Raw genomic sequence first — 23,190 nt, forward strand, 5'->3', positions numbered from 1 at the left:
TACTACATAACAAATGAAACAAACTACTGTACTGAAAATTAATAAGGCTGACTCTGTTGTTGTCTGTCTTAGACCTCTTCAAAAAGGAGAGATTATTAATGTTGACGGTGAGGATATCACCATATTGCAAGATACCCCATCTGGTCATAAAATCCTAATTCGTGATACTGATGAGGGTGTTGATATTATCAAATACGGTTATCCTATTGGTCATGCTAAAGTCAATTTAAAAGCTGGAGAATGGGTAAATGAGAATAACTTGAAGACGAATTTAGCTGGTACTTTAGAGTATACATATTCGCCTGTTAATGAGGATCTTAATATAAAAAACGAGAACAAAAAATTTAAGGGATATATACGTAAAAATGGCGAAGTAGGAACAAGAAATGAAATATGGATTGTACCTACTGTAGGATGCGTAAATGGAGTTGCTGAAAAATTGGTTGACAAATTAAAACAAGAAACTAAATTAGAAGGCATTGATGCTATACATGCATGGCATCATAATTATGGTTGTTCACAATTAAGTGACGATCATGAGAATACTCGTAAGATATTGCGTGATATTTGTCTGCACCCAAATACAGGTGGCGTATTGGTTCTTTCATTAGGCTGTGAAAACAACCAACCTGACGCTTTCATGGAAATGCTTGGTGATTATGACAAAGACCGCATTAAACTTCTTGTTACTCAAAAGGTGAAGGGTGACGAAGTTGAAGAGGGCATGAAGATATTGAGAGACCTCTACTCTTTGGCTAAGGATGATAAACGTGAGGATGTACCACTTAGTAAGTTGCGAATCGGACTTAAATGCGGTGGAAGTGATGGCTTTAGCGGTATAACAGCTAATCCACTTGTTGGAGAATTGTCTGACTGGTTGGTTGCACAGGGAGGGACAAGTGTTCTGACGGAGGTTCCTGAAATGTTTGGAGCTGAGACTATATTGATGAACAGATGTAAAACTCCCGAGTTGTTTAACAAGACAGTTAGTTTAATTAATAACTTCAAGGAATATTTTATCAGTCATGGTGAACCAGTTGGTGAAAATCCTTCACCAGGTAATAAAGCTGGTGGAATTTCAACATTGGAAGACAAGGCTTTGGGATGTACACAGAAATGTGGTCGTGCTAAAGTAAACGGAGTATTGGAATATGGTGATCGTTTATGTGATGATGGACTAAATTTACTTTCAGCTCCAGGAAATGACTTAGTTGCATCTACAGCTTTAGCTTCTGCAGGTTGTCAATTAGTGTTATTTACAACAGGACGTGGCACCCCATTTGGTACATTCGTTCCAACGATGAAGATAAGCACAAACTCTACCCTATTTAACAACAAGCCAAATTGGATTGATTTCAATGCAGGTGAACTTATTGAAGGTAGCGATATGAAAGATGTTCTTAATAAGTTTATTGACAAAGTTATTTCTGTAGCTAGTGGAGAGCTTGTTAGAAATGAAATTAATGAATACAGAGAAATCTCTATATTCAAGAATGGTGTTACTTTATAAATAAAAACAACAATTGAGCAATAAAAAAGGGTTACTGGCACTATCGCCTTTATTTGTTTTGATAGTATTCATCGTAATGTTTACTATCTATTCAGTAGATAAGACAGACAAAAAACCAAATCTGTCACTAAGTGTAGCTTTCATGATTTCCAGCATTTATGCTGTAATTATTTCTGGCGGCATTCCTGTAAAAAAGAGGATTGATACATTTAGTAAAGGTGCTGGTGCTAGCAATCTGATGCTCATGCTTTGGATATATGTACTAGCGGGAGCGTTTGCAGCTTCTGCAAAAAGTATGGGAGCTATTGATGCTACTGTTAATATGGCTCTCAATTTTTTACCGGCAAGTTTAGTCTTACCAGGCTTATTTTTGGCAGCATGCTTTATCTCAATATCTATAGGTACAAGTGTTGGAACAGTTGTCGCATTAGTGCCAATAGCTGCTGGAATTGCCCATTCCACCGGTTCTAATGTTCCGTTAATTACTGCAATTGTTGTTGGTGGAGCATACTTTGGTGATAATCTTTCTTTTATTTCCGACACTACAGTCGTGGCGACGCAGACTCAGAATTGCAATATGTCTGACAAGTTCAAGGTCAATGCTATTATTGTAGCACCAGCGGCAATAATAGTTTTGGCTATATATGCTTTTATGGGAGCTGATTTCAATGCGCCGGCAGATGTAGGGCAAGTAGAATATTTGAAAGTAATACCTTATATAGCTGTTTTGGTAATAGCAGTAATGGGTATTAACGTAATGGGTGTTTTAACAATAGGCTTATTCTTATGTGGTATTATAGGCATTTTTGATGGTGACTATAATGTTTATGGTTGGTTGAGTGCTATGGGCGATGGAATATTGAGTATGGGTGAGCTTGTTATAATCGCGATGTTAGCTGGTGGAATGCTTGAAATCATAAAAGAAAATGGCGGAATTGATTATATAATAGAAAAGATAACCAATAAGATATCTGGTAAAAGAGGTGCTGAATTTTCTATTGCAGCACTAGTCTCTTTCGTGAATTTATGTACAGCCAATAATACTGTTGCTATATTAACTGTGGGAGGCATATCCAAGAAAATCGGCGATCGTTTTGGCGTAGATAACAGAAAAGTTGCAAGTATATTAGATACCTTCTCTTGTTGCATTCAAGGCCTTATCCCGTATGGTGTTCAGATACTTCTTGCTGCGGGATTAGCAAATCTTAATCCTATGCAAATTGTACCATATCTATATTACCCTGTCGCAATTGGATTAGCAGCTATTTTGGCCATTATTTTTAGATATCCAAAAAAATATTCTTAATAAATTATAGTTATGAACATTATACACCGAAACCTATTTGCAAAATTGAGAATTGATAACTTCTCCACCAAAGAATCTCTTGAACCTATGTCTAAGTTTAAGATGAAGAAACTAATGGGCTTGATGAAAAATATAGCAGAAATGCCCGCTGGAGAAGTAACTATGTCAAATCCTATTTTGAAAGCACGATTAAAGAATATTCAGGAGGAAGAACGTCATGCTATTGATATGTCTATAGAGACAATTTACTTATTAAGAATTATTGCTAGTAATGTAAATGCTACTATGAATCATGGTATTCCTGTAAGGGGTATCATCCAATTGGGACAATATATAAGAACACGAGGTGATAGTGTTGATTTTGTAAAACTTGACCATTGGCTGTCTAAATTACATATTTCAAGATTTGCACAGCTTCAAGGAAGTATTTTAATAAGCTTGTTTGGATTTGAAGCCAAAGAACTACCATTTGTAAAGCAACAGGAGAAGAGCGCTGTGCTTTACACACTAAAGTCAATAGAAAATGTCGAAAAAGACACAGAAGATTGGCATTTTAGACAAGGAAATCGTGTTTTTGTGCACAATAACCAAAAAGTGCTTAGAAAAAATTTGCGTCGTAGCCTTAGATATGTCGATTATGCCCCAATAGAAACGACGAGTAATTTCATATCTAATTTCTCTCATAGCCTGTCTGAAATAGAAGAATAAGCAAAATAACATTAATTTATTTTGCAGTTAAAGTCTTTTACTGTACTTTTGCATTTATGGAAATGTTTAAAAAAATATATCTATACTTGTTATTATCAATATCTACAACCGTTGGTGCTAATGCTCAAAACTATGTTCAATGTGAAGATACATGCACACATGTACATGGCATAGATTTAAGTCATTATCAGGGGAATGTATTTTGGGAGACTGTTGGAGATAATTCTAAAATGGCTTATGTTTACCTAAAGGCAACGGAAGGTGGAAGCAAAATAGATGATAAATATGAGCGAAACATAGAGCTGGCTCATAAATACGGATTAAAGGTAGGATCGTATCACTTTTTCAGACCAAAGGCAGACTTGAACAGTCAGTTATTGAATTTTATGACTCAATGCAGACCTTCTGAACAAGATTTAATTCCAATGATTGATATTGAAACTAAAAGTGGAATGGGAACAGAAGAGTTTTGTGATTCTTTGTTCAAATTTCTAGATATGGTTGAGAAGGCTTACAGACAGAAACCTTTATTATACACTTTTGCTAATTTCTACAACCATTATTTGTTAGGAAATGTAAATGGCTACAAACTGATGATTGCGCAATATACAAAACGTGAACCGGAATTAAGTGATGATCGTGACTTCATAATGTGGCAATATACTGGTAAAGGTAGAATAAATGGTGTAAATGGATTTGTGGACAAAAGCCGTTTCATGGGACGACATGGTCTGCGCGAGATAAAATTCAGACATTAAAACAAACTTTAAATATATTAATTATATGGCTATTATAAAATGTCCAGAATGCGGGCACCCAGTCAGTGACAAAGCACCGACATGCCCTAACTGTGGAGTTGAAATCGCAGGTAAGGTAAACCTGAATGTACCACAGCAAAATATCAAGGAAAATACCAATACTCCTAAAAGTGAAAATCCAAAGCCAAAGAAGGGAATTAGCAGAGTTCTTATCGTAAGTTTTGTTATTGCTTTAATTACATGTGGTGTTGTATTCTATTTTTATCATGATGCACAGACAAGTAAGGAACAAGAAGCTTATGAATATGCAATGAAGAGTACAGACCCTGCAGTTCTTCAGTCATATCTTGATACTTATACTGATGCCCCTGAGGAGCATATTGATAGTATACAGAATCACCTTAATAGCCTTCAACAAGTTGATAAAGATTGGACTAATGCACTTGTAAGTGATTCAAAGTCTGCTTTACAGGATTATTTGGATAAGCATCCAGACTCTCCTTATAAGGCTGTCGCTGAACATAAAATTGATTCAATAGATTGGACGCTTGTTTCTACAACAAATACAAATGATGCTTATAACAAGTATCTTGAAGATCATCCTAATGGAGAACATGTTGATGAGGCTAAAGATGGGATTAAGAATCTTAACGCAAATACAGTACAACCTGAAGAGCGTGTTATCATTAATGGTCTATTCCGCAATTTCTTCCAAAGCATTAACTCTCGTGATGAGCAAGCTCTTATGAGTACATGCGAAGGACTACTTACATCTTTCCTTGGAAAGACTGACGCTACAAAGAGTGATGTTGTAACTTTCTTGAATAAAATCTGGAAAGACGATATGACAAATATGAATTGGCATATTAATAACGATTACAAAATAGACAAGAAGGAAGTTGGTGATGGTGAGTACGAATACACCGTAACATTCTCTGCTATTCAAAGCAAGGAGTTTAATGATGCTTCAAAGAATGGTAAGTCTAAATTCCGTATAAGTGCAAAAGTTAGTCCTAATGACAGAATTAGCTCATTCAATATGACTAAGATCATTGAATAGTATTTTTAATGATGCTTTTACATCTAACTACTTAATGAGGAATTAGTAGTTGTGAATTAATTAACAACAATAAGGGAGGTAAAATTATTACCTCCCTTATTATTTATATAAACATACGCAAATTTTATGTTGTTTGGTTTATACGAAAAGAAAAACTTGTCAGCAATTATTCTATATCTACAAATTCAGATTAGGCATCTTTCATTTGTCGCAACAGCTCTTTTTGCCTTTGACTTAAACCAGTTGGCAATTTCACATTATAGACAATAATCAAATCACCATAAGTTCCATCACCACGGCTATAACCTCTGCCCCGCACTCTGACTTTTGTGCCATTCTGTGTTTCAGGTTTTACTTTAAGTTTAATCTTTTGATTATTGTTTAGTTGGATGATAATCTCTCCACCTAACAATGCCGTATAAATATCAATGCTAACCTTAGCTTCCATCTGTCCACTGTCCTGATGTCTACCGGCAGAACTAAACTTATCTGCATTGCGGAATCCACCACCGCCAAATAAGTCCTTGAAGAAACTAGAGAATCCTCCTCCATTTTGTCCGAAGCTACCGAAGTCAAAGCCTTCAAACGGATTTCCACTAGACTGGAATCCACTACCGGCATTATTATATTGGTCAGCTTGTTTCCACTGTTCTCCAAATTTATCATATTTAGCTCTTTTGTCACTATCTCCTATCACATCGTATGCCTCATTTAAAGCTTGAAACTTAGCCTTAGCTTTCGGGTCATTTGGATGTAAGTCTGGGTGAAAAAGCTTTGCGCGCTTCCTGTAAGCAGCGCGTACGTCTTTTTGAGGTATATTCCTATCAACACCTAAAATCTTGTAATAATCTATAAATGCCATAAAATGTCCTCCAATTATATATTGTTTTTGTAAAACTAATATGCAAAAATCATGCCGAATGTGTTTGTTCTCTTATTTTTTTGGCACGCACTTTGCACTATATCTGCAAAAAGAAATATAGTTGAAGTTTTAAATTGTAATTTCTCTATTTGTTACAGTATAATATTGTTGTAAAAGTTTTGAGATTAGCCACAAAACAATTACATTTGCAATAGGGGAGTTAATTAAAGGATAAAAGGAGATTTAAATATGACAAGTCAATTTTCACCAAAGGTTTCCGAAATACTGGCATTTAGCCGGGAGGAAGCGACACGCCTCGCAAGTCGATATGTAGGTCCAGAGCATCTGGTGCTTGGCATATTGCGTGAAAAGGAAAATCCGTTGCAGAATTTGTTTAAACGAATGAATATTGACGAGCAAAGCGTAAAGTTTGAGCTTGAGAAGAAAGTTCGTGAAGATGAACTCTCTGAACCGATAATCACTTCAGAACTTGTACTGAATGAGCAAGCAAGTAACATCTTGAAGCTTGCTGTGCTTGAGGCTAGATTGCAACATACACAGATGGTTGACGTGCAACATTTAATATTGGCGATATTGCATGATCAGGTTAACAATGGTGCCAAGGAAATATTAGAATTAAACAACATGAATTACGAAGATACACTATCATACTTGCAGGTTCAAAAAAGTAATTCACCCGTGCAGAATGGGCTTGAGCTACCTGATGAAGATGATGAAGATGAGTTTGATGCCAGTCCTTCAGGGGGACGTCAGGCAGAATCCTTAAAAGTAAAGAATAACAGCAGTAAAACACCTATACTTGATAATTTTTCAACCGACCTTACACAAGCTGCTCTTGACGGCAAACTTGATGTAGTTGTAGGGCGTGAGAGGGAAATACAGCGTGTAACAGAAATACTTTGTCGCCGCAAGAAAAATAACCCTATTTTAATAGGTGAACCAGGTGTTGGCAAAAGTGCTATTGTAGAAGGTCTTGCTCAACTTATTGTTCAGCATAAGACATCACCAATACTCTTTAATAAACGCGTGGTAAATCTCAACATGACAGCGATTGTTGCTGGAACAAAGTATCGTGGACAGTTTGAGGAACGTATACGTGATCTTATAAAAGAACTTGAGCGAAATAGCGACATAATTGTATTTATTGATGAAATACATACTATAATCGGTGCAGGAAGTACACCTGGAAGTATGGACGCTGCAAATATAATGAAACCAGCTTTGGCTAGAGGCGTTATTCAATGTATTGGAGCAACCACACTTGATGAATACCGACAGAGTATTGAAAAAGATGGAGCTCTTGAGCGTCGATTCCAGAAAGTATTGGTAGAAGCCACATCCGCAGATGAAACATTGTCTATATTGAAAAATATAAAAGACAGATATGAAGAACATCACCATGTGACATATACTGACGAGGCTTTAAAGGCATGTGTCAATCTGACAGAAAGATATATCACTGATAGATATTTCCCAGACAAGGCTATTGATGCTCTTGATGAGGTTGGTTCACATATCCATTTGCAGCATGCAGAAGTTCCGACAGACATCACTGACAAACAGAAAGAACTAGAGGAAACTATAATCAAGAAGAATGTAGCTGTTAAAAATCAGAACTTTGAACTTGCTGCTGGATATCGTGACTATCAGTCAAAACTGGAAGCTGAGATAAAAGATCTGAATGAAAAATGGAGTAAGGGCGAGAATGGAGACAGACATCTTGTCACCGATACCGATGTTGCTGATGTTGTTTCTACAATGGCAGGTATACCTGTGCAAAGAATTGCAGAAAAAGAAAATATACGACTGAAGAATATGGCTAATGTGCTGACTGAAAATGTTATTGCACAGGATAAGGCTATAGAAAAAATGGTAAAAGCCATTCAAAGAAATCGTGTTGGAATTAAAGATCCAAATCATCCTATCGGAGTTTTCATGTTTCTAGGCCCTACCGGTGTCGGTAAAACATATTTGGCAAAGCAGTTGGCAAATTATATGTTTGGCTCTTCTGATGCATTGATACGTATAGATATGAGTGAATATTCTGAAAGTTTCAATACGTCTCGTCTTGTTGGTGCACCTCCGGGATATGTAGGGTATGAGCAAGGCGGACAGTTGACTGAAAAAGTACGTAGACATCCCTACTCTATTGTATTGCTAGATGAAATCGAGAAGGCTCATGGTAATGTGTTTAACATGTTACTTCAAGTCCTTGACGAAGGTAGACTTACAGATGGCAACGGTCGTTTAGTTGATTTCAGAAATACTGTTATCATAATGACATCCAATTCAGGAACTCGCCAACTAAAAGAATTTGGTCGTGGTGTTGGTTTTAATGCTGGTGGAACTCTAGGTTTAAGCATTAATGACAAAGATAAAGAATATGCACGTAGCATCATTCAAAAAAGTCTTAGCAAACAGTTTGCTCCTGAATTTCTCAACCGTCTTGATGAGATTGTAACATTCGATCAGTTGGATCTGACAGCAATAAAAAAGATCATAGATATAGAGCTCAAAGAACTTTTTGCTCGCATTGAGTCTTTAGGTTATAAATTGTCTATAACAGATAAGGCAAAGGAATTTGTTGCGACCAAAGGATACGATGTGCAATTTGGTGCTCGTCCATTGAAGCGTGCTATTCAAAACTATATTGAAGACGGCGTATGTGAGCGTATTCTAAGCGGTGATATTAAGGAGGGAGACACTATAAATATCGGCAAAAATCCAAACAAGGATGAGTTGACATTCAAATAGTCTTTGTAGAAATGCAAACTCCACTTTGCAAAGCGTATTTATAATGCGTTATCAATAAAGTACTGAATAAAAAAAACATTAAATGAGGAAAAAGCATACCAAGAAATAGGTATTTTTCCTCATTTTTTTGTAATTTTGCGGTCAAACTCAATAGAAATTCTATTATACATATTTAATAATCAATTTAGTGAATATGATTTATTCTAAAGAAGTCGACAACATGTGTGTTGTTGCAAAGGGCCCAAATCATGGTCCAGCCCCAATTCCTGAAGAAGGAAAATGGATTCAGGCTAAAGAGATTAAAGACATCTCTGGTTATACTCACGGTGTGGGTTGGTGTGCTCCTCAGCAGGGTGCTTGTAAGCTATCTTTGAATATCAAAGATGGTATTATTCAGGAAGCTCTTGTTGAGACAATAGGTTGTACAGGTATGACACACTCTGCTGCTATGGCATCAGAAATTCTTCCTGGAAAGACTATTCTTGAAGCTCTTAATACCGACTTGGTTTGTGATGCTATCAACACAGCAATGCGCGAACTTTTCTTGCAGATTGTATACGGTCGTAGCCAGAGTGCATTCTCTGAGGGCGGTCTTGTTATCGGTGCAGGTCTTGAGGATCTTGGTAAAGGTCTTCGTAGCCAGACTGGTACACTTTACGGTACAGTAGCTAAGGGTACTCGTTACCTAGAGTTGACAGAGGGTTATATCACAAAGCAGTTCTTGGATAAGGACAGTCAGGTTTGTGGTTACGAGTATGTTCAACTAGGCAAGATGATGGAAGCTATCAAGAATGGCGTGGACGCTAACGAAGCAGTTAAGAAGTTCACAGGTTCTTATGGCCGTACTACAGCTGAGCAGGGTGTTGTTAAAGCTATTGATCCACGTAAAGAATAAGGAGATACAATATGATAAGAAAAGTAATTTTTGAAAGCCAGGAGCGCCGTATAGACAGTGTGCTTGCAACTCTTAAGGAAAACGGTATTAATAGTATCGAAGAGGCTAATGAAATTTGCGAAAAAGCTGGTGTTGATCCTTATCAGATGTGTGAGGATACACAGCGTATCTGCTTCGAGAATGCGAAGTGGGCTTACGTTTGTGGTACAGCAATCGCTGTTAAGAAAGGTGTAAAGAATGCTGCTGAGGCTGCTGAGGCAATTGGTCTTGGTCTTCAGAGTTTCTGTATCAAGGGTTCTGTTGCTGACGACCGTAAGGTTGGTCTTGGTCATGGTAACCTTGCAGCTCGTCTTCTTCGTGAAGAGACAGAATGTTTCGCATTCTTGGCTGGTCACGAGTCTTTCGCAGCAGCTGAAGGTGCTATCAAGATTGCAGAAATGGCAAATAAGGTTCGTGTAAAGCCTTTGCGTGTCATTCTTAACGGTCTTGGTAAAGATGCAGCTATGATCATTAGCCGTATCAATGGTTTCACTTACGTACAGACAAAGTTTGATTACTATACTAGCGAAGTTAAGGTAGTTAAGGAAATCGCTTATTCTGATGGTGCTCGTGCTAAGGTTAAGTGCTATGGTGCTGACGATGTACGTGAAGGTGTTGCTATTCTTTGGAAAGAGAACGTTGATGTTTCTATCACCGGTAACTCTACAAACCCAACACGTTTCCAGCATCCAGTAGCCGGAACTTACAAGAAAGAGCGTCTTGCTGCAGGCAAGCCTTATTTCTCTGTAGCTTCAGGTGGTGGTACAGGTCGTACTCTTCACCCAGACAACATGGCAGCAGGTCCTGCTTCTTATGGTATGACAGATACTATGGGTCGTATGCACTCTGATGCTCAGTTCGCAGGTTCTTCATCTGTTCCAGCTCACGTTGAAATGATGGGATTCCTCGGTATGGGTAACAACCCAATGGTTGGTGCAACTGTAGCTATTGCCGTTGCTCTTGACCTTGCTATGAACAAGAAGTAATTCTAGAATTAGCAATATATATGCTCCTGTAACTCTAAAGGTTACAGGAGTTTTTTTATTCAATAATAACATACATGGCATATAACATGATAAATGATGCCATTGTGCCGAATATTACTTTTATAGAGGGTTTATATCCAAATGTATAATGCGTATAAACAACGACGAAAAGTAATTCCATGAAAGCTGAAATTGAAGTGCCGATACCTAGTCCGATTAAACCACCAATATGATAACCCAATATTGAACTTGTTAAGAGTAATATTGCAGAAACTGATTCCTGAAATAAATACAATAAGGATTTACCTTGAGCTAGAGCAACATATTCTATTGGTAAATACACGGCTCTTGCGATTACACCAAACAAAGCTACTTTCACGAATGATACTGCTCCTATGAAATTATGGCTAAACAATATCGGTAATATATGTGAAACCAACGGCATAAAAACAAGTAGTAATGGCAAAGCGATAAGCAAATTCGTTATTATCTGTCTGTTGATAATCCCCATCATGCTCCCTATTGTACAATTTCTCGCAAGTCGAGGAAAATAATCAGCTTCTAAAGCAGAAAAAGCAACGCCAGAATATGTCATTGTTATCATAAAACCAGCATTGTATAGTCCTACAATCTCCAAAGATGCATTTGTGCTTAGAAATGATCGTATGGCATATTCTGTTCCGCTGCCTGCCAAACATGCTAAAGAAAAAGCAATGCCTAACTTCAATAATGATATATCGCCCTTTAAGCAATTTAATATATCATTTATTGATGGCAAATTACTAAAACGCAGACCTGTTGCGCGACAGCATAACAAGTATATGAAAAGTGCTGATAAAACTAATGAAGGAACAATGGCCTTTGCTCCAAAAGTATAAAGCAGAGGAATGCTAATTATTAATGAAATTACAGTCCCCGCAATCATTAGCTTTGCCAGTTTTGATTGCTTTCCTGTACCTTTAAGTATCGCAATCTCTCCTCCAGAAAGAGTTGTTAGCGATACTGCAAAAGGAATGAAAGTCAATTCAAATAAATGGTTTTCTGATCTGCCAAATGATATGAAATTGAATAGTGGAGACATTACTAATGTAATTATAAAACCGCACAAGGCTGCAAAAATACTCCATGACCTTACCGATATTATAGATTTATCTAGTTTTTCATTGCCTTGTTCATAGTAGTTGGAGATTTTTTTCACTCCCGAAGTTTGTATTCCTAATCCAGTAATGTCACCAGACATTCTCACAATCGAATTATAAATGGAAAACATACCGAAACCATTAGTACCTAATAATAAAGCTACAAATTTGGTTTTTAACAGACCTATAATGATGTTTATTATTTGTACACCACCAAAAAGACCTGCCGATTTTATGTTTCTAATGTATGTACCACGTGTGGAATTCATAGTTTGCAAAGATAAGCAAACTTTTCATCTTACCCAAGAAAAAGGAATATCAAATTGAATGTTGCATATTTTGACACAAATCGTGCTAATGATATTTGTGAGGCATTCAAACTTTCCGTACCTTTGCATCATATTATTTTCATTGGTAATGGTCAAGAAGAGAAACAAGAAAAAGAAAAGCGGAAACTGGTCATTGAAATTGATTATTTTATCTGGAGGTGTCTTGTTTTTGCTATGGTATTATATGCCATGGCAGATGCTCAATACTGCCAAATATGATGCGAATTGGCCATATACAGACATTGATGCTCCGTTTTCTGGAGACTACGATGGAATCGATATTTCCAAACATCAGGGAAAGATACATTGGGACATCCTTTCTAAAAATAGCCATATTAAGTTTATATATATAAAAGCTTCCGAAGGAATATACAATGAAGATCCATGCTATCAACGTAATGTTTCTGAAGCGAAGAAACATGGCTTCTTAATTGGATCGTACCATTTCCTTTCTGAAAATTTTTCAGGTAGAAGACAGTTTAATCACTTTAATGATGTTGCTGATAAAGAGCAACAAGACCTCTTGCCCTTAATAGATGTTGAGGAAGAAGGTACTGAAGGATGGAGCAGAGAAAAAATACAGGCTGAATTACGCAATTTCATTGATGCATGCAAAGGTGAATATGGAAAGGCTCCAATAATATATTGCAGTGAGTCATATTTTAAAGACAATCTTTCACCAGAGTTCGATAAATATATACTCTTCATTGCCAACTATACAGGTACACCATTATTGCCTGGTAAACCAGTATATGATATGTGGCAATTCAGTAAAAAGGGGCATGTTCCTGGAATTTGGAATTGGGTTGATTTAGACAAACTATCACCCAATGCAAATTTAGATGATTTAAAGTTGACTAAAGATACTGACTAAAACATTTATAGTTGTCACTAATAAGCAATTTGTCAAGAGTAACGTTTTTGTTGTCGTGCATGTAACTTTCAACGGCATCAATAAATTTTGTTGTAAACACTTTATATCCCATGATCTTATTAACAGCATACATAACCTTTCCCATGTGCAAATCCTTTTCTTGTTGGCTGCGGTGGTCGAAATTAGGCATCTGATAAATACTTAAAAGATAAAAACTCAGACAATCAGGAACAATATATTCCCTAGACATTGTCTTGCATTGATTCTTTGAATAATATTTTGCATACAACGGATAATCCTCACCAAGATATTTATCAAGACAAATTCCAATAGTCTTATCTCCTACTATAATGCTTTGGTCAAGAGCACCTATCTGTGCATAAACTTTCGGAATCTTAAAATGAGATAACTCTTTTTCTGCCTTACCGAATGCAGCAGATAGCTTTTTATTGATATCGTCAATACTTGCATATTGCGTTTCAGCATCTGTAATCAATGTTTGTAGTGTTGTATCTTGATAGAAATTAAGAAAACGGCTGTTAATGTCCGGTTCGTAAACAGCTCCTAATTTTAGCACATTTTCAACCAAAGTTCTGGTTTCTATAGGGTATTCTGTATTCATTTCTTGAAGAGCTGAAAAGTCACCCGTTGTAAGATATCTGCTCTCTATACGATCATAGCGCAAAATCTCAACTTGTCTTTCCATGTCACTGTTTGGCTTAAGTTTTAATTCACAAGCCACACAGAGTACCATTACAGCAAATAATATGTAATAAATCTTCTTCAAACGAATAGTCTCCCTTAAAATTCAACAACGCAAAAGTACTAAAAAATATTTTTTAATGCAAGCTTTTTGCTAAAAAAATTAAAAATTACGGTCAAATATAACACTTTTAACTCAAAATTAGTAAAAAACTCCAATGAAAATAAAAAATATTTATTAAGCCGAACATTTATAATTATATTTGCATTAACAAACTGAAATATAAACAATGATTAAAACAAGTTTTCTCACATTTGCGCTTTTTGCAGTTGCAAATGGTTGTGTGGCTCAAAATTCTCTGAGTGTTGACGTCACTAATCCTAATAACATTGAAATGAGTAATACTCCAATCGTTATCAGTCTAAAGAATTATCCTTTAACAACGTCATCTATTGTAACATGTAATGGAGTAGAGATCCCTTCCCAAGTAGATGATCTTGATGGTGACGGAAATAATGATGAGATATGCTTCATGACAGATATCAAAGCTAAAGGTGAAAAAATATTCAAAATATTGCTTGATAACAAGTCAGATCAGAAACAATATAAGAATTTAACTTTTGCCGAATTGTTATTGAGAAATCCAAAGGTGAAAGAAAAAAATAAGCATGATTTGTATTTATCACAGATTGCAGCTACTGATGAGATGAAAGATCAGTATCACCTACTTCATCATCATGGCGTAGCTTTTGAAAATGAACTGATATGCATGAGATTTTATTTTGATGAGCGACAGACTCTTGATTTATATGGTAAATTTCACAAGGGATTAGAACTAAAGGATACACAGTTCTATACTTCTAAGGAACAAAAGCTCAATGGATATGGCGATGACATTCTTTGGGTAGGAAACACTTTTGGTTTCGGTGCTCTTCGTGGTTGGAACGGCAGTGCTTCTACAATGATGAGTGACGTTAAGTCTAGAGGACAGCGTATTGTTTGTTATGGACCAGTTCGCACGATCGTTGAACTTACTGATAACGGATGGAGATATAAGGAAGGACAACCACGTATTTCTTTAACAGAAAGATATACATTGTATGCTAATCATCGTGATGTTGATGTTGAGGCATGGACTAATCGAGATTCAAAGAATATGGAGTTCTCTACTGGATTGATAAATATGAAAAACTCTTTGGAGTATTCAGATCATAATGGTCTTCGTGGACTTTGGGGAACTGATTGGCCAGCAGGTAATGATACTATAAATTGGAAGCGTGAGACAATTGGAATGGGTATATATATTCCACAGAATTATCGCATAAAGGAATTGCCTGCTGATAAAGATAATTATGGTTATGTAATTCGTATGGTCGACGGAAAACTTAATTATAAAATTACATATTCAAGTGCTGATGAGTCTTTTGGATATCACGACTCTAAGTCATGGTTTGAATATCTTAAGGAATGGAAGAAGAATATTAACCTACGCCCGATTATTAAAATCAAGCGTGGTTAATAATATCAGTGAATGTCTTCCTGCCGTGAACATAATATTGCCAAAGCAGGGAGATATTCATTCTATCATTTTTACATCCAGCTACCCTATTCTTCTGTATTATATCTCGGTCTGACTTGAAGTCTTTTCGCCATTTTTTGAATGCTCGGCGAGCTTTATATATAGCCTTGAAGTCACCAATATTCTTATCTACAATTAGAGTCTTCCATGCTGCTGTATAGTCAAGTATCCATCTCCAACGCATTGCAGACTTCAACTCTTCTTCACGAAGATTTTTATATAGCATTGTAAGATTGTTGCGGAAGTTCAGATAAGTTTTCATCGGATTACTCTTTGGTAATGTACCGCCTCCAACATGATAGACTTTGCTTTCTGGAATGCATACAATCTTATGACCGTACAGATTAAGTCTCCAGCACAAGTCTATCTCTTCGTTATGTGCGAAAAAGCGACCGTCTAAGGCCCCGACGTTCCAATAGTCTTTTGAACGAATCATTAAGCAAGCACCAGTTGCCCATGAAACCTCAGCAACATCATCATATTGTCCTTTGTCTTTTTCTACTGTGTCGAAAATTCGTCCACGGCAGAAAGGATATCCTAGCTTGTCGATAAATCCACCTGAAGCACCAGCATACTCAAACGAGTCTTTATCGAATATAGATAAAAGTTTCGGTTGACATGCTGCTACATCTTGATGTTCATCCATATATTTCAATAGTGGCTTCAGCCAATTTTCAGTAACTTCCACATCAGAATTCAATAGCAGATAATATTCGCTAGCTACTTGTTTTAAAGCTTGATTATAACCTTCGGCAAATCCATAGTTCTTATCAAGCGTGATAATCTCAACCTCGGGAAAGTCCTTCTTCAGCATTTCAATTGAATCGTCAGATGATGCATTATCCGCAACGATAACTTTTGCATCCTTCTCAGAATGTTTAATCACCGTTGGCAGATATTTCTTCATCATATCACTGCCGTTCCAATTTAGTATTACTATTGAAAGTTTCATATATATATCAAATTATTTCCGCTTTGAGTGCAGATCCGTCATGATTGAAATCACCCAACTTTACGCGGATAATCTCATTGTCATACTCAATGCGAGCACTTGAAGCTGGAAGTTCCACACGGATATAATTATCAGTAAATCCATGCATTGCTTTTCCGCGTGGAGCTTTCTCAAAAAGCACATTCATTTCCTCGCCTATATATTTGGCATAGAAGTCATGTGTCTTTTGGTCGCTAAGTTCAAGCAGCCTCTTTGAACGCTTTTTCTTTTCCTTTTCTTCAACAACGTAAGGTATAGAGAGGGCACTGGTTCCTGGGCGCTCACTATAAGGAAATACGTGTAACTGAGTTACTGGTAGTGATTTCAAGAAGTCGTAACATTCTTGAAAATATTCAGGTTTCTCACCACGACATCCCACCATAACATCAACACCTATGAAGGCGTCAGGCATTTTCTCTTTTATAAGATTTATCTTGTGTGCGAACAAAGCACTGTCATATCGTCTATGCATCAATTTCAACACTTCATCACTTCCACTTTGCAATGGTATGTGAAAATGAGGCATGAACGCACGGCTATGTGAACAACAATCTATCAGTTCGTCTTCCAATAAATCAGGTTCCAAACTGCTAATTCGGAATCTTTCTATACCCTTGACATTGTCAAGAGCCTTCACTAAATCTATAAACTTCTCGTGAGTAGTTTCGCCAAAGTCACCAATATTTACACCTGTAAGAACAATCTCTTTGCCACCTTCAGCAGCAGCTTGCTCAGCTTGCTCAACAAGTGAGGCTATTGATGGATTTCTAGAGAATCCACGTGCGTAAGGTATGGTGCAATAAGTGCAGAAGTAGTTACATCCGTCTTGCACTTTTAGGAAATATCTTGTTCTATTTCCTCTAGAACAAGAAGGCTGGAAAGTCTTGATATCCTTTGTTTTAACAGAATGGAACTGATGCAATGCTTCCTTGTCATCACCTTCTGTAAAGGCATTACTTAAATATTGAATAAGGTTAGCCTTTTCATTAGAACCAAGTACAAGGTCTACCCCATCAATCTTACTAACCTTTTCAGCTTCAAGCTGTGCATAGCAACCAGTAACGACAATAAAAGCACCTGGATTTTCACGTGCCATTCTGTGTATAGCCTGTCTGCATTTATGGTCTGCTACTTCTGTAACTGAACATGTGTTTATAATGCATATATCAGCTTTCTCACCTTTTTCAGCAGTTACAACACCCATTTCGGAAAGCATTTTTCCGAAAGTGGATGTTTCTGAGAAATTGAGTTTGCACCCTAATGTATAATAAGCCGCTTTCTTACCTTGAAAAGCTGAACTATCTATCATATATATTTATTGAATCTTTAATTATTTACAGACCAAGAATTTTGCAGATCTTATCAATTATACCGTCTGTACTGTCAGCAGCCTGATTGAGTTTCTCGCTAAGTTTCTTGTCTACTTTATCCTGAACTTTCTTGCTTACTTTATCTACGATCTTATTAGCAGCCTTGTCTAAAGCATCATCAGAATTATCTTTTGAATCTTTGGCATCCTTTGAATCTTCTTTTGCAGATTCGCTCTCGCTGTCTTTGATATTATCATCGTCGTTTACTTCCTCCTTATTAGAAGAACTATTCATTGTATTCTCATAGCATCTCACAATATCATCAGCGTTAACTGTATATACATGTCCCAAGAAACCATAAGAAACATTATGCTCACGGCCATCAAATTTTACATCACTTACAGAATAAATAATGTAACTGTGGTAATTCAGCATATTGTCTAGTGTAGCATCAACAGTATTGTCATCCAATATCTTTGTGATAATGCTTAATCCCATTGATAGCAAATCATCGTTATAACCATCTTTCTCATTAATCTTGTCCATAGCCTCAGTAAGTTCTTTCTTGATAGCATTCTTATGGCTATCCTTACTTGGGTTTGCTATTGCTAATATAATAATGATGGCTACAGCAACAATTGCGACAGTCTTCCAAATAGGTTTCTTTTCTTTCTCTTTTTGGGCTGCTTCCTGATTATTTACATTATTAATATAAGGAGGAACAGGAGGTGGAGTCTGCTGTACTGGTGTGTTAGCTTGAAGCATAATGCGCAATTCTTCAACCTGCCAAGCTGGAGTCCAGTCTGCAAAGCCGTCAGCCCAAACAAGTGTTTCAGCTGTTATATTTTTATTCTTTACAAGAATCTCGGCACTAAAAGGTCCTACCTGTAGTCCGTTTTCGATAATAAAATAATTCATATAGTCTAATTTATTTTGAAATATGCATGCAAAGTTAGAAAAAGTTTTGATAAAATTTGCATATATGGGAAGAAAAGATTACTTTTGCACCCGATTTAAAGATCAATGGTTCCGTAGCTCAGTTGGATTAGAGCAACAGCCTTCTAAGCTGTGGGTCCTGGGTTCGAATCCCAGCGGAATCACGAAAAAGGAACTAGTACTAGTTCCTTTTTTGTTTTTATAATAATTATATATATTGTATTATTAATAAGTACAAAACCATAATGATTCAATGTTTGATAGAACATGTCCATAATACTAAGATCAAAGCTTATTTATTGAGTATAATTGGCGAACACTTCAGAAAAAACAGTAAATAAACCTACACTACCTACATTTTTGACTTAAGTTGTTTATAGTCAGTCGTTTATCTAATGTATATAAGTGCCTTTTCCTACACCTTTCCTACATGATTCCTACACTAATAAGCACGTTTTTGTATATAAAACGATGGATTTTGCTCAAATCGCAATGCAAAAGTCGCTTTTTAGATTGGACCATTTGTCCATTTCACCAGCTGTAAAGCCAATCACTGCTGTTTCTTTCATGGGAATAGTGAATAGAAATCTCTTTTCTATTGTAAATGAAATTTAGAAGCCAAACTGATTTATAAAATATTACGAGATGTTAACCATGTCAGTAAGAGATTTCAGAAACTATAAATGATAATCAGTAACAGCTTAAAACTATGTATAGTGATTCCGTAAGTATAACTATGAATGTTTATAATCATGTCCTATTATAGCCAAAATACATAAAGCGCAGCAAGAATAAAATCACCTTTTTCGGTGCGCCTTTGAGTGATTAGGTCCTTATCACTCGGTAAAGCATGTAGGACAATAGAGTGATTAGGGCCTAATCACTCCCTAAAATGTATAAGAACGGACTTATATACATTAGCTAACATGTTGTATAACAATGCGTTTGGCAAAAAGATGTAGGAAATCACATTAAAAATTCGCAAAAAAATATTTTTCGTTGATATAGGAGGGATGTCCTCTATATATGAACTTGGAGCTCAACCCAAAAAAGTTTATGTTCATCACCTAATGTCATAACCCCTTTATTTATAAAAGTTGAACATGTGTTGAAATTAATTTAATATATACAGACATTTCTTTTTATAATTTAAAAGAAATATCTTTCCTAAGAGAAAGTCTGTATTGATACGAGGATATTTATTGATAGCTTTACTCGTTATAAAGAAGTTGACGAGGTATTTATCTTCGGCTATTTCTACAGGAGTATTTTCACAAAGTTTCTCTTCCTTCAAAGTTAATTTATCAGCTATGTTTGCACTTTCTATCTCTATTTTTTTTGTTGGTAAAACTTTAAAATATTCAGGCAATTCGTTTTTTCTGCTGCCGGTATCAAAAAAAACACGTGTCTTTTTCCCTGAAATTTTGCCTTCAAAATAAATAGAATTTAAGGCTGCATCAGAATAGTCTTCGTGGTTTTTCCAAGATAAAGTTCTTTTAATGTTTGCTGGTACTGTCTCATATCGTTTCATGACATTTTGATTCAAGTCAAAACCCCAAAGATCTCTTTTTAAAACATCTCCACCAATAATGAATTTAGGTGCATACTGTTTCAACCTACCTGCCAAGTCTACTACATAGCAACAAACATTAGAATATACACGATCCCCCATGGAAATGCTATCTAGATTAATACGAAAAGAATTGATTCGTTTGCCTGATGTATTGCCAATAGTTGCATTGCTTAGTGCTATTTTGATGTGACATGAATCTACTGCAAAAGTTGAGTCAATAAGACAAATGGAAGCCCCTGTGTCGATGATTCCTTGAACGTTATGTGAAGTTTCTTGATGCGATACTGTTACACCTATGAACATCCAATGATTTGTGATTGTTAATGGTGTTTGAGCTTTTAGTCCAAGAATTTGTGAAGCAAAAAGAATAAATAACAAATAACGAAAATTCAAATTCAACATTATCTTTTTTAGAATTAATTATAGCAACCTGATAAACAACGGTTTTGTGACATTATGGCATTAGTGGCAAAAAAAACTTGTATGCAGACTGTTAATCTGCCGCATGCACATGTTTGCACTTTCCACTGAACTCAGTGAAATCAATGCGTATAATATTTACTCTGTGAAATGACTTTTGAGAGTACTTAGCACCAAGTTCTTTAAAATCAGGTGACAACTTATCTACTAACTTTAGTAATGCAGCCATACGCTCTTCTGCAGTCAAGTTGATATGTGCCACTCCTTTCAAGATAACACTCTCATACTCTGTCGTGAATTTGCCAGGCAAAAGGTTTACATTACCAACAATACAAAAACTTACGCTAGGATATTTAGCAAGACCATCAAGTTTATGCCCATCTGGTGCGCAATGAATATAGATAGAACTGCCGCCATCCCAAACATAATTTAATGGTATTCCGTATGGTAAGCCTTTATCATCAATCATACTTAATATTCCATATTCACTGTTTAGGAGCAGTTCCACTGCCCTATCCTCTTCCATTAATCTATCTTTGCGGCGTACTCCGTCATTATTAAATATCATAATCTAATGTGTGTTTATTAATTAGATGCAAATATAAACATATTTTGCCATACAGCTAGTAACAAGTGTTACCATTGCTGTTAAATAAATAAAAAAGGCGACCGTTAATCAGTCGCCTTCCAATATAGTTTATTGTAGTTTTTTCTTTTCAGGAATTACCAATGACAGTCCTATGCTGACCGTGAGAACGGCTAGAATAAATATCAATGATTCTATAGTTCCAATCTCCACATACTTATGTATAAGCAGTTTAACACCAATGAATACAAGAAGTACGCATACACCAGGTTTGAGATATCTAAAACGATCAGCAACACCAGCCAGAAGGAAGAACATTGCTCTCAATCCCAATATCGCAAATATGTTTGAGAAGAATACAACATAAGGATCTAACGATACAGAGAATACCGCAGGGATACTATCAAAAGCAAATATCAAGTCACTGAACTCAATAAATATCACTGTTACCATTAACGGTGATATAAACGGGAAATACTTCCTGAGTAGTTTCACTATAGGATGATGCTCTACATCAACATGACTTTCATCTTTGTTTCTGTCGATAAACATTTTCACACCACTATAAAGTAAGAAGCCACCAAATATAATCAGTATCCAGTCGAATCGTCTTATTACAGCTGCACCAAGGAAGATGAAGATAAACCTCATAACTATAGCACCAAGAATGCCCCAGTTAAGAACTCTTTGATAATCTTTTTTCTTAACTCCGAATGATGTAAATATCATCATCATAACAAACAGATTATCAACGGATAAAGTCTTTTCTATTAAATAACCTGTTATGTAAGAAATAGTCATGTGCTGACGGTACATCTGCACAGAACCTTCAAAATCATTAGGATTGATTTTCATGTGGTCTGCATATCGGGATACAACCAGTTGCAGGTCAGACATGTTGTGTATGCCATGTACTAAATCACCATGAAACCACAAAAAAGCCGAAAAAGCTAAAGCTAGAGTTATCCATACAGCGGTCCAAGTTCCGGCTTCTTTCATTGAAACTTCATGAGCTTCTTTGTCAATAACCAGAAGATCGACCAATAGAATACCTACAATGAATGCGATAAAGCATCCAAAAAATATTATCTCTGAATAATGCATTATTAATTTCTATTACAGATAAAACACTAATATTTTGCAAATTTAGGCATATCTATATGAATTAAACAATAATATTAGTTACAATTCTGTTACAACATGAATAATCATAGCTTATAAAATCGCTTTTTGCTTAACGACAATCACTCTTATCTTTTGATCATTTCCTGAATTGTTTATCTTTGCGATGTGCCAGTCTCTAGGAAAGAAAATAAAGAATTCATCAGGCTTACTGTCATAAAAACGTGTACGATCTGCTTTGTAATTATAATGTATGACATCCTTGCGGGCGTCATATTTACAATTAGGAGTACTTGTGTAATGGTCTAAAATGCCAAATCTCTCTACTCCACTGACAACATACTGAAAATCAATATGATGATAATGGCTTTCACTGTTTTGCTTCTCTAAAGGTCTGTTTTCGCTGTCCTCAACACTTGCTACCAAATCAGTACCTTCAATTTCATGTCTGCCGGCAGGAATAGCTAGTAAATCATGAGTAGCTAACCAATGAAACATGGCTTGCCATGCTTTAGGATTGCGCTGATACTGTTGGTAGAAGTCGATAACGTTAACACTACTGTGAGGAGCTGCACCATTAAAACCTTGTCTCCACTCACCAGATTCTACCCATGTTTTTGCTTGCTTCAATAGTTCAGGGTTATTATAGTATTGCGTATAATAACCATTATGCTGACCATGCGCACATAAAGTGCACATGAACAGCATAAATAAAATAATTTTTTTCAT

20 protein-coding genes and 1 tRNA gene are annotated in these 23,190 nt (G+C 36.1%); 11 read left to right on the forward strand and 10 right to left on the reverse strand.

Annotation, left to right across the window (positions count from 1 at the left end; all coding sequences use genetic code 11):
* Positions 1 to 13 precede the first annotated feature (13 nt).
* The 5 genes from prwr041_RS12485 (at position 14) to prwr041_RS12505 (ending at position 5,342) form a co-directional block, all read left to right on the forward strand.
* Positions 14 to 1,510 carry a UxaA family hydrolase gene (locus prwr041_RS12485; protein ID WP_207154122.1) on the forward strand — a complete coding sequence of 499 codons (1,497 nt, stop codon included), beginning with the start codon at positions 14 to 16 and terminating at the stop codon, positions 1,508 to 1,510.
* Between the two features lie 76 nt (positions 1,511 to 1,586).
* Positions 1,587 to 2,816, forward strand: coding sequence for a Na+/H+ antiporter NhaC family protein (locus prwr041_RS12490; protein WP_394370823.1), 1,230 nt, complete (start codon positions 1,587 to 1,589; stop codon positions 2,814 to 2,816).
* Positions 2,817 to 2,828: 12 nt separating this feature from the next.
* Positions 2,829 to 3,524, forward strand: coding sequence for a hypothetical protein (locus prwr041_RS12495; protein ID WP_207154124.1), 696 nt, complete (start codon positions 2,829 to 2,831; stop codon positions 3,522 to 3,524).
* 56 nt (positions 3,525 to 3,580) lie between these two features.
* Positions 3,581 to 4,282 (forward strand): glycoside hydrolase family 25 protein, encoded by a 702-nt coding sequence (locus tag prwr041_RS12500; RefSeq protein ID WP_207154125.1) that lies wholly within the window; start codon positions 3,581 to 3,583, stop codon positions 4,280 to 4,282.
* Positions 4,283 to 4,307: 25 nt separating this feature from the next.
* Positions 4,308 to 5,342: a zinc ribbon domain-containing protein gene (locus tag prwr041_RS12505; RefSeq protein WP_207154126.1), complete on the forward strand. Its 1,035-nt coding sequence runs from the start codon at positions 4,308 to 4,310 to the stop codon at positions 5,340 to 5,342.
* Between the two features lie 190 nt (positions 5,343 to 5,532).
* On the opposite strand, the gene prwr041_RS12510 is transcribed toward prwr041_RS12505, so the two are convergent.
* Entirely contained in the window at positions 5,533 to 6,204 is a 672-nt protein-coding gene (locus prwr041_RS12510; RefSeq protein ID WP_207154127.1) for a DnaJ domain-containing protein, read from the reverse strand.
* 249 nt (positions 6,205 to 6,453) lie between these two features.
* On the opposite strand from prwr041_RS12510, the gene prwr041_RS12515 reads away from it, so the two are divergent.
* The 3 genes from prwr041_RS12515 to prwr041_RS12525 all read left to right on the forward strand — a co-directional run bounded on the left by prwr041_RS12515 (position 6,454) and on the right by prwr041_RS12525 (position 10,899).
* The gene (locus tag prwr041_RS12515) at positions 6,454 to 8,979 is read left to right on the forward strand and encodes an ATP-dependent Clp protease ATP-binding subunit (protein ID WP_207154128.1); all 2,526 of its coding nucleotides are present in this window, start codon (positions 6,454 to 6,456) and stop codon (positions 8,977 to 8,979) included.
* A 193-nt stretch (positions 8,980 to 9,172) separates the two neighbouring features.
* Positions 9,173 to 9,874: an iron-sulfur cluster assembly scaffold protein gene (locus prwr041_RS12520; RefSeq protein ID WP_207154129.1), complete on the forward strand. Its 702-nt coding sequence runs from the start codon at positions 9,173 to 9,175 to the stop codon at positions 9,872 to 9,874.
* Positions 9,875 to 9,885: 11 nt separating this feature from the next.
* Positions 9,886 to 10,899 (forward strand): GGGtGRT protein, encoded by a 1,014-nt coding sequence (locus prwr041_RS12525; protein ID WP_207154130.1) that lies wholly within the window; start codon positions 9,886 to 9,888, stop codon positions 10,897 to 10,899.
* Between the two features lie 55 nt (positions 10,900 to 10,954).
* Here the strand turns inward: prwr041_RS12525 and prwr041_RS12530 are convergent, their stop codons facing one another.
* Positions 10,955 to 12,307, reverse strand: coding sequence for an oligosaccharide flippase family protein (locus tag prwr041_RS12530; protein WP_207154131.1), 1,353 nt, complete (start codon positions 12,305 to 12,307; stop codon positions 10,955 to 10,957).
* Between the two features lie 148 nt (positions 12,308 to 12,455).
* On the opposite strand from prwr041_RS12530, the gene prwr041_RS12535 reads away from it, so the two are divergent.
* Positions 12,456 to 13,241: a glycoside hydrolase family 25 protein gene (locus prwr041_RS12535; protein ID WP_237072242.1), complete on the forward strand. Its 786-nt coding sequence runs from the start codon at positions 12,456 to 12,458 to the stop codon at positions 13,239 to 13,241.
* Here the strand turns inward: prwr041_RS12535 and prwr041_RS12540 are convergent.
* On the reverse strand, positions 13,225 to 14,028 hold the full coding sequence (locus tag prwr041_RS12540; protein ID WP_237072243.1) for a gliding motility protein GldB-related protein: 804 nt from the start codon (positions 14,026 to 14,028) through the stop codon (positions 13,225 to 13,227). The genes prwr041_RS12535 and prwr041_RS12540 overlap by 17 nt on opposite strands.
* Positions 14,029 to 14,233: 205 nt before the next feature.
* Here prwr041_RS12540 and prwr041_RS12545 point away from each other — a divergent pair, with 205 nt between their 5' ends.
* Complete coding sequence (locus prwr041_RS12545) at positions 14,234 to 15,463, forward strand: DUF4861 domain-containing protein (RefSeq protein ID WP_207154132.1); 1,230 nt, start codon at positions 14,234 to 14,236, stop codon at positions 15,461 to 15,463.
* Here the strand turns inward: prwr041_RS12545 and prwr041_RS12550 are convergent.
* The 3 genes from prwr041_RS12550 to prwr041_RS12560 are packed head-to-tail and all read right to left on the reverse strand — an operon-like array spanning position 15,450 to position 18,742.
* Complete coding sequence (locus prwr041_RS12550) at positions 15,450 to 16,475, reverse strand: glycosyltransferase family 2 protein (RefSeq protein ID WP_207154133.1); 1,026 nt, start codon at positions 16,473 to 16,475, stop codon at positions 15,450 to 15,452. The genes prwr041_RS12545 and prwr041_RS12550 overlap by 14 nt on opposite strands.
* Positions 16,476 to 16,482: 7 nt before the next feature.
* On the reverse strand, positions 16,483 to 17,823 hold the full coding sequence (gene mtaB / locus prwr041_RS12555) for a tRNA (N(6)-L-threonylcarbamoyladenosine(37)-C(2))-methylthiotransferase MtaB (RefSeq protein WP_207154134.1): 1,341 nt from the start codon (positions 17,821 to 17,823) through the stop codon (positions 16,483 to 16,485).
* A 25-nt stretch (positions 17,824 to 17,848) separates the two neighbouring features.
* Positions 17,849 to 18,742 carry a DUF4339 domain-containing protein gene (locus prwr041_RS12560; RefSeq protein WP_207154135.1) on the reverse strand — a complete coding sequence of 298 codons (894 nt, stop codon included), beginning with the start codon at positions 18,740 to 18,742 and terminating at the stop codon, positions 17,849 to 17,851.
* A gap of 107 nt (positions 18,743 to 18,849) precedes the next feature.
* On the opposite strand from prwr041_RS12560, the gene prwr041_RS12565 reads away from it, so the two are divergent.
* Positions 18,850 to 18,924 (forward strand) — tRNA-Arg (locus tag prwr041_RS12565).
* 950 nt (positions 18,925 to 19,874) lie between these two features.
* Here prwr041_RS12565 and prwr041_RS12570 read toward each other — a convergent pair.
* The 4 genes from prwr041_RS12570 to prwr041_RS12585 form a co-directional block, all read right to left on the reverse strand.
* Entirely contained in the window at positions 19,875 to 20,735 is an 861-nt protein-coding gene (locus tag prwr041_RS12570) for a retropepsin-like aspartic protease (protein WP_237072244.1), read from the reverse strand.
* 91 nt (positions 20,736 to 20,826) lie between these two features.
* Positions 20,827 to 21,321, reverse strand: coding sequence for a pyridoxamine 5'-phosphate oxidase family protein (locus prwr041_RS12575; RefSeq protein ID WP_207154136.1), 495 nt, complete (start codon positions 21,319 to 21,321; stop codon positions 20,827 to 20,829).
* Positions 21,322 to 21,450: 129 nt separating this feature from the next.
* A complete protein-coding gene (locus prwr041_RS12580) occupies positions 21,451 to 22,443 on the reverse strand; it encodes a TerC/Alx family metal homeostasis membrane protein (protein WP_207154137.1) in 993 nt (330 codons plus the stop codon).
* Between the two features lie 111 nt (positions 22,444 to 22,554).
* Entirely contained in the window at positions 22,555 to 23,190 is a 636-nt protein-coding gene (locus tag prwr041_RS12585) for a YhcH/YjgK/YiaL family protein (RefSeq protein WP_207154138.1), read from the reverse strand.

This window comes from Prevotella herbatica (assembly GCF_017347605.1).
GTDB classification, from domain to species: Bacteria; Bacteroidota; Bacteroidia; order Bacteroidales; family Bacteroidaceae; genus Prevotella; species Prevotella herbatica.

Bases quoted from the DNA above. Each gene is read 5' to 3' on its own strand.
- prwr041_RS12585 (WP_207154138.1), bottom strand. From the start codon at position 23,190: ATGAAAAAAATTATTTTATTTATGCTGTTCATGTGCACTTTATGTGCG.
- prwr041_RS12545 (WP_207154132.1), top strand. From the start codon at position 14,234: ATGATTAAAACAAGTTTTCTCACATTTGCGCTTTTTGCAGTTGCAAAT.
- prwr041_RS12550 (WP_207154133.1), bottom strand. From the start codon at position 16,475: ATGAAACTTTCAATAGTAATACTAAATTGGAACGGCAGTGATATGATG.
- prwr041_RS12560 (WP_207154135.1), bottom strand. From the start codon at position 18,742: ATGAATTATTTTATTATCGAAAACGGACTACAGGTAGGACCTTTTAGT.
- prwr041_RS12515 (WP_207154128.1), top strand. From the start codon at position 6,454: ATGACAAGTCAATTTTCACCAAAGGTTTCCGAAATACTGGCATTTAGC.
- prwr041_RS12520 (WP_207154129.1), top strand. From the start codon at position 9,173: ATGATTTATTCTAAAGAAGTCGACAACATGTGTGTTGTTGCAAAGGGC.
- prwr041_RS12505 (WP_207154126.1), top strand. From the start codon at position 4,308: ATGGCTATTATAAAATGTCCAGAATGCGGGCACCCAGTCAGTGACAAA.
- prwr041_RS12575 (WP_207154136.1), bottom strand. From the start codon at position 21,321: ATGATATTTAATAATGACGGAGTACGCCGCAAAGATAGATTAATGGAA.
- mtaB (WP_207154134.1), bottom strand. From the start codon at position 17,823: ATGATAGATAGTTCAGCTTTTCAAGGTAAGAAAGCGGCTTATTATACA.
- prwr041_RS12495 (WP_207154124.1), top strand. From the start codon at position 2,829: ATGAACATTATACACCGAAACCTATTTGCAAAATTGAGAATTGATAAC.
- prwr041_RS12485 (WP_207154122.1), top strand. From the start codon at position 14: ATGAAACAAACTACTGTACTGAAAATTAATAAGGCTGACTCTGTTGTT.
- prwr041_RS12570 (WP_237072244.1), bottom strand. From the start codon at position 20,735: ATGTTGAATTTGAATTTTCGTTATTTGTTATTTATTCTTTTTGCTTCA.
- prwr041_RS12530 (WP_207154131.1), bottom strand. From the start codon at position 12,307: ATGAATTCCACACGTGGTACATACATTAGAAACATAAAATCGGCAGGT.
- prwr041_RS12510 (WP_207154127.1), bottom strand. From the start codon at position 6,204: ATGGCATTTATAGATTATTACAAGATTTTAGGTGTTGATAGGAATATA.
- prwr041_RS12525 (WP_207154130.1), top strand. From the start codon at position 9,886: ATGATAAGAAAAGTAATTTTTGAAAGCCAGGAGCGCCGTATAGACAGT.
- prwr041_RS12580 (WP_207154137.1), bottom strand. From the start codon at position 22,443: ATGCATTATTCAGAGATAATATTTTTTGGATGCTTTATCGCATTCATT.
- prwr041_RS12500 (WP_207154125.1), top strand. From the start codon at position 3,581: ATGGAAATGTTTAAAAAAATATATCTATACTTGTTATTATCAATATCT.
- prwr041_RS12490 (WP_394370823.1), top strand. From the start codon at position 1,587: ATGTTTACTATCTATTCAGTAGATAAGACAGACAAAAAACCAAATCTG.
- prwr041_RS12535 (WP_237072242.1), top strand. From the start codon at position 12,456: ATGGTCAAGAAGAGAAACAAGAAAAAGAAAAGCGGAAACTGGTCATTG.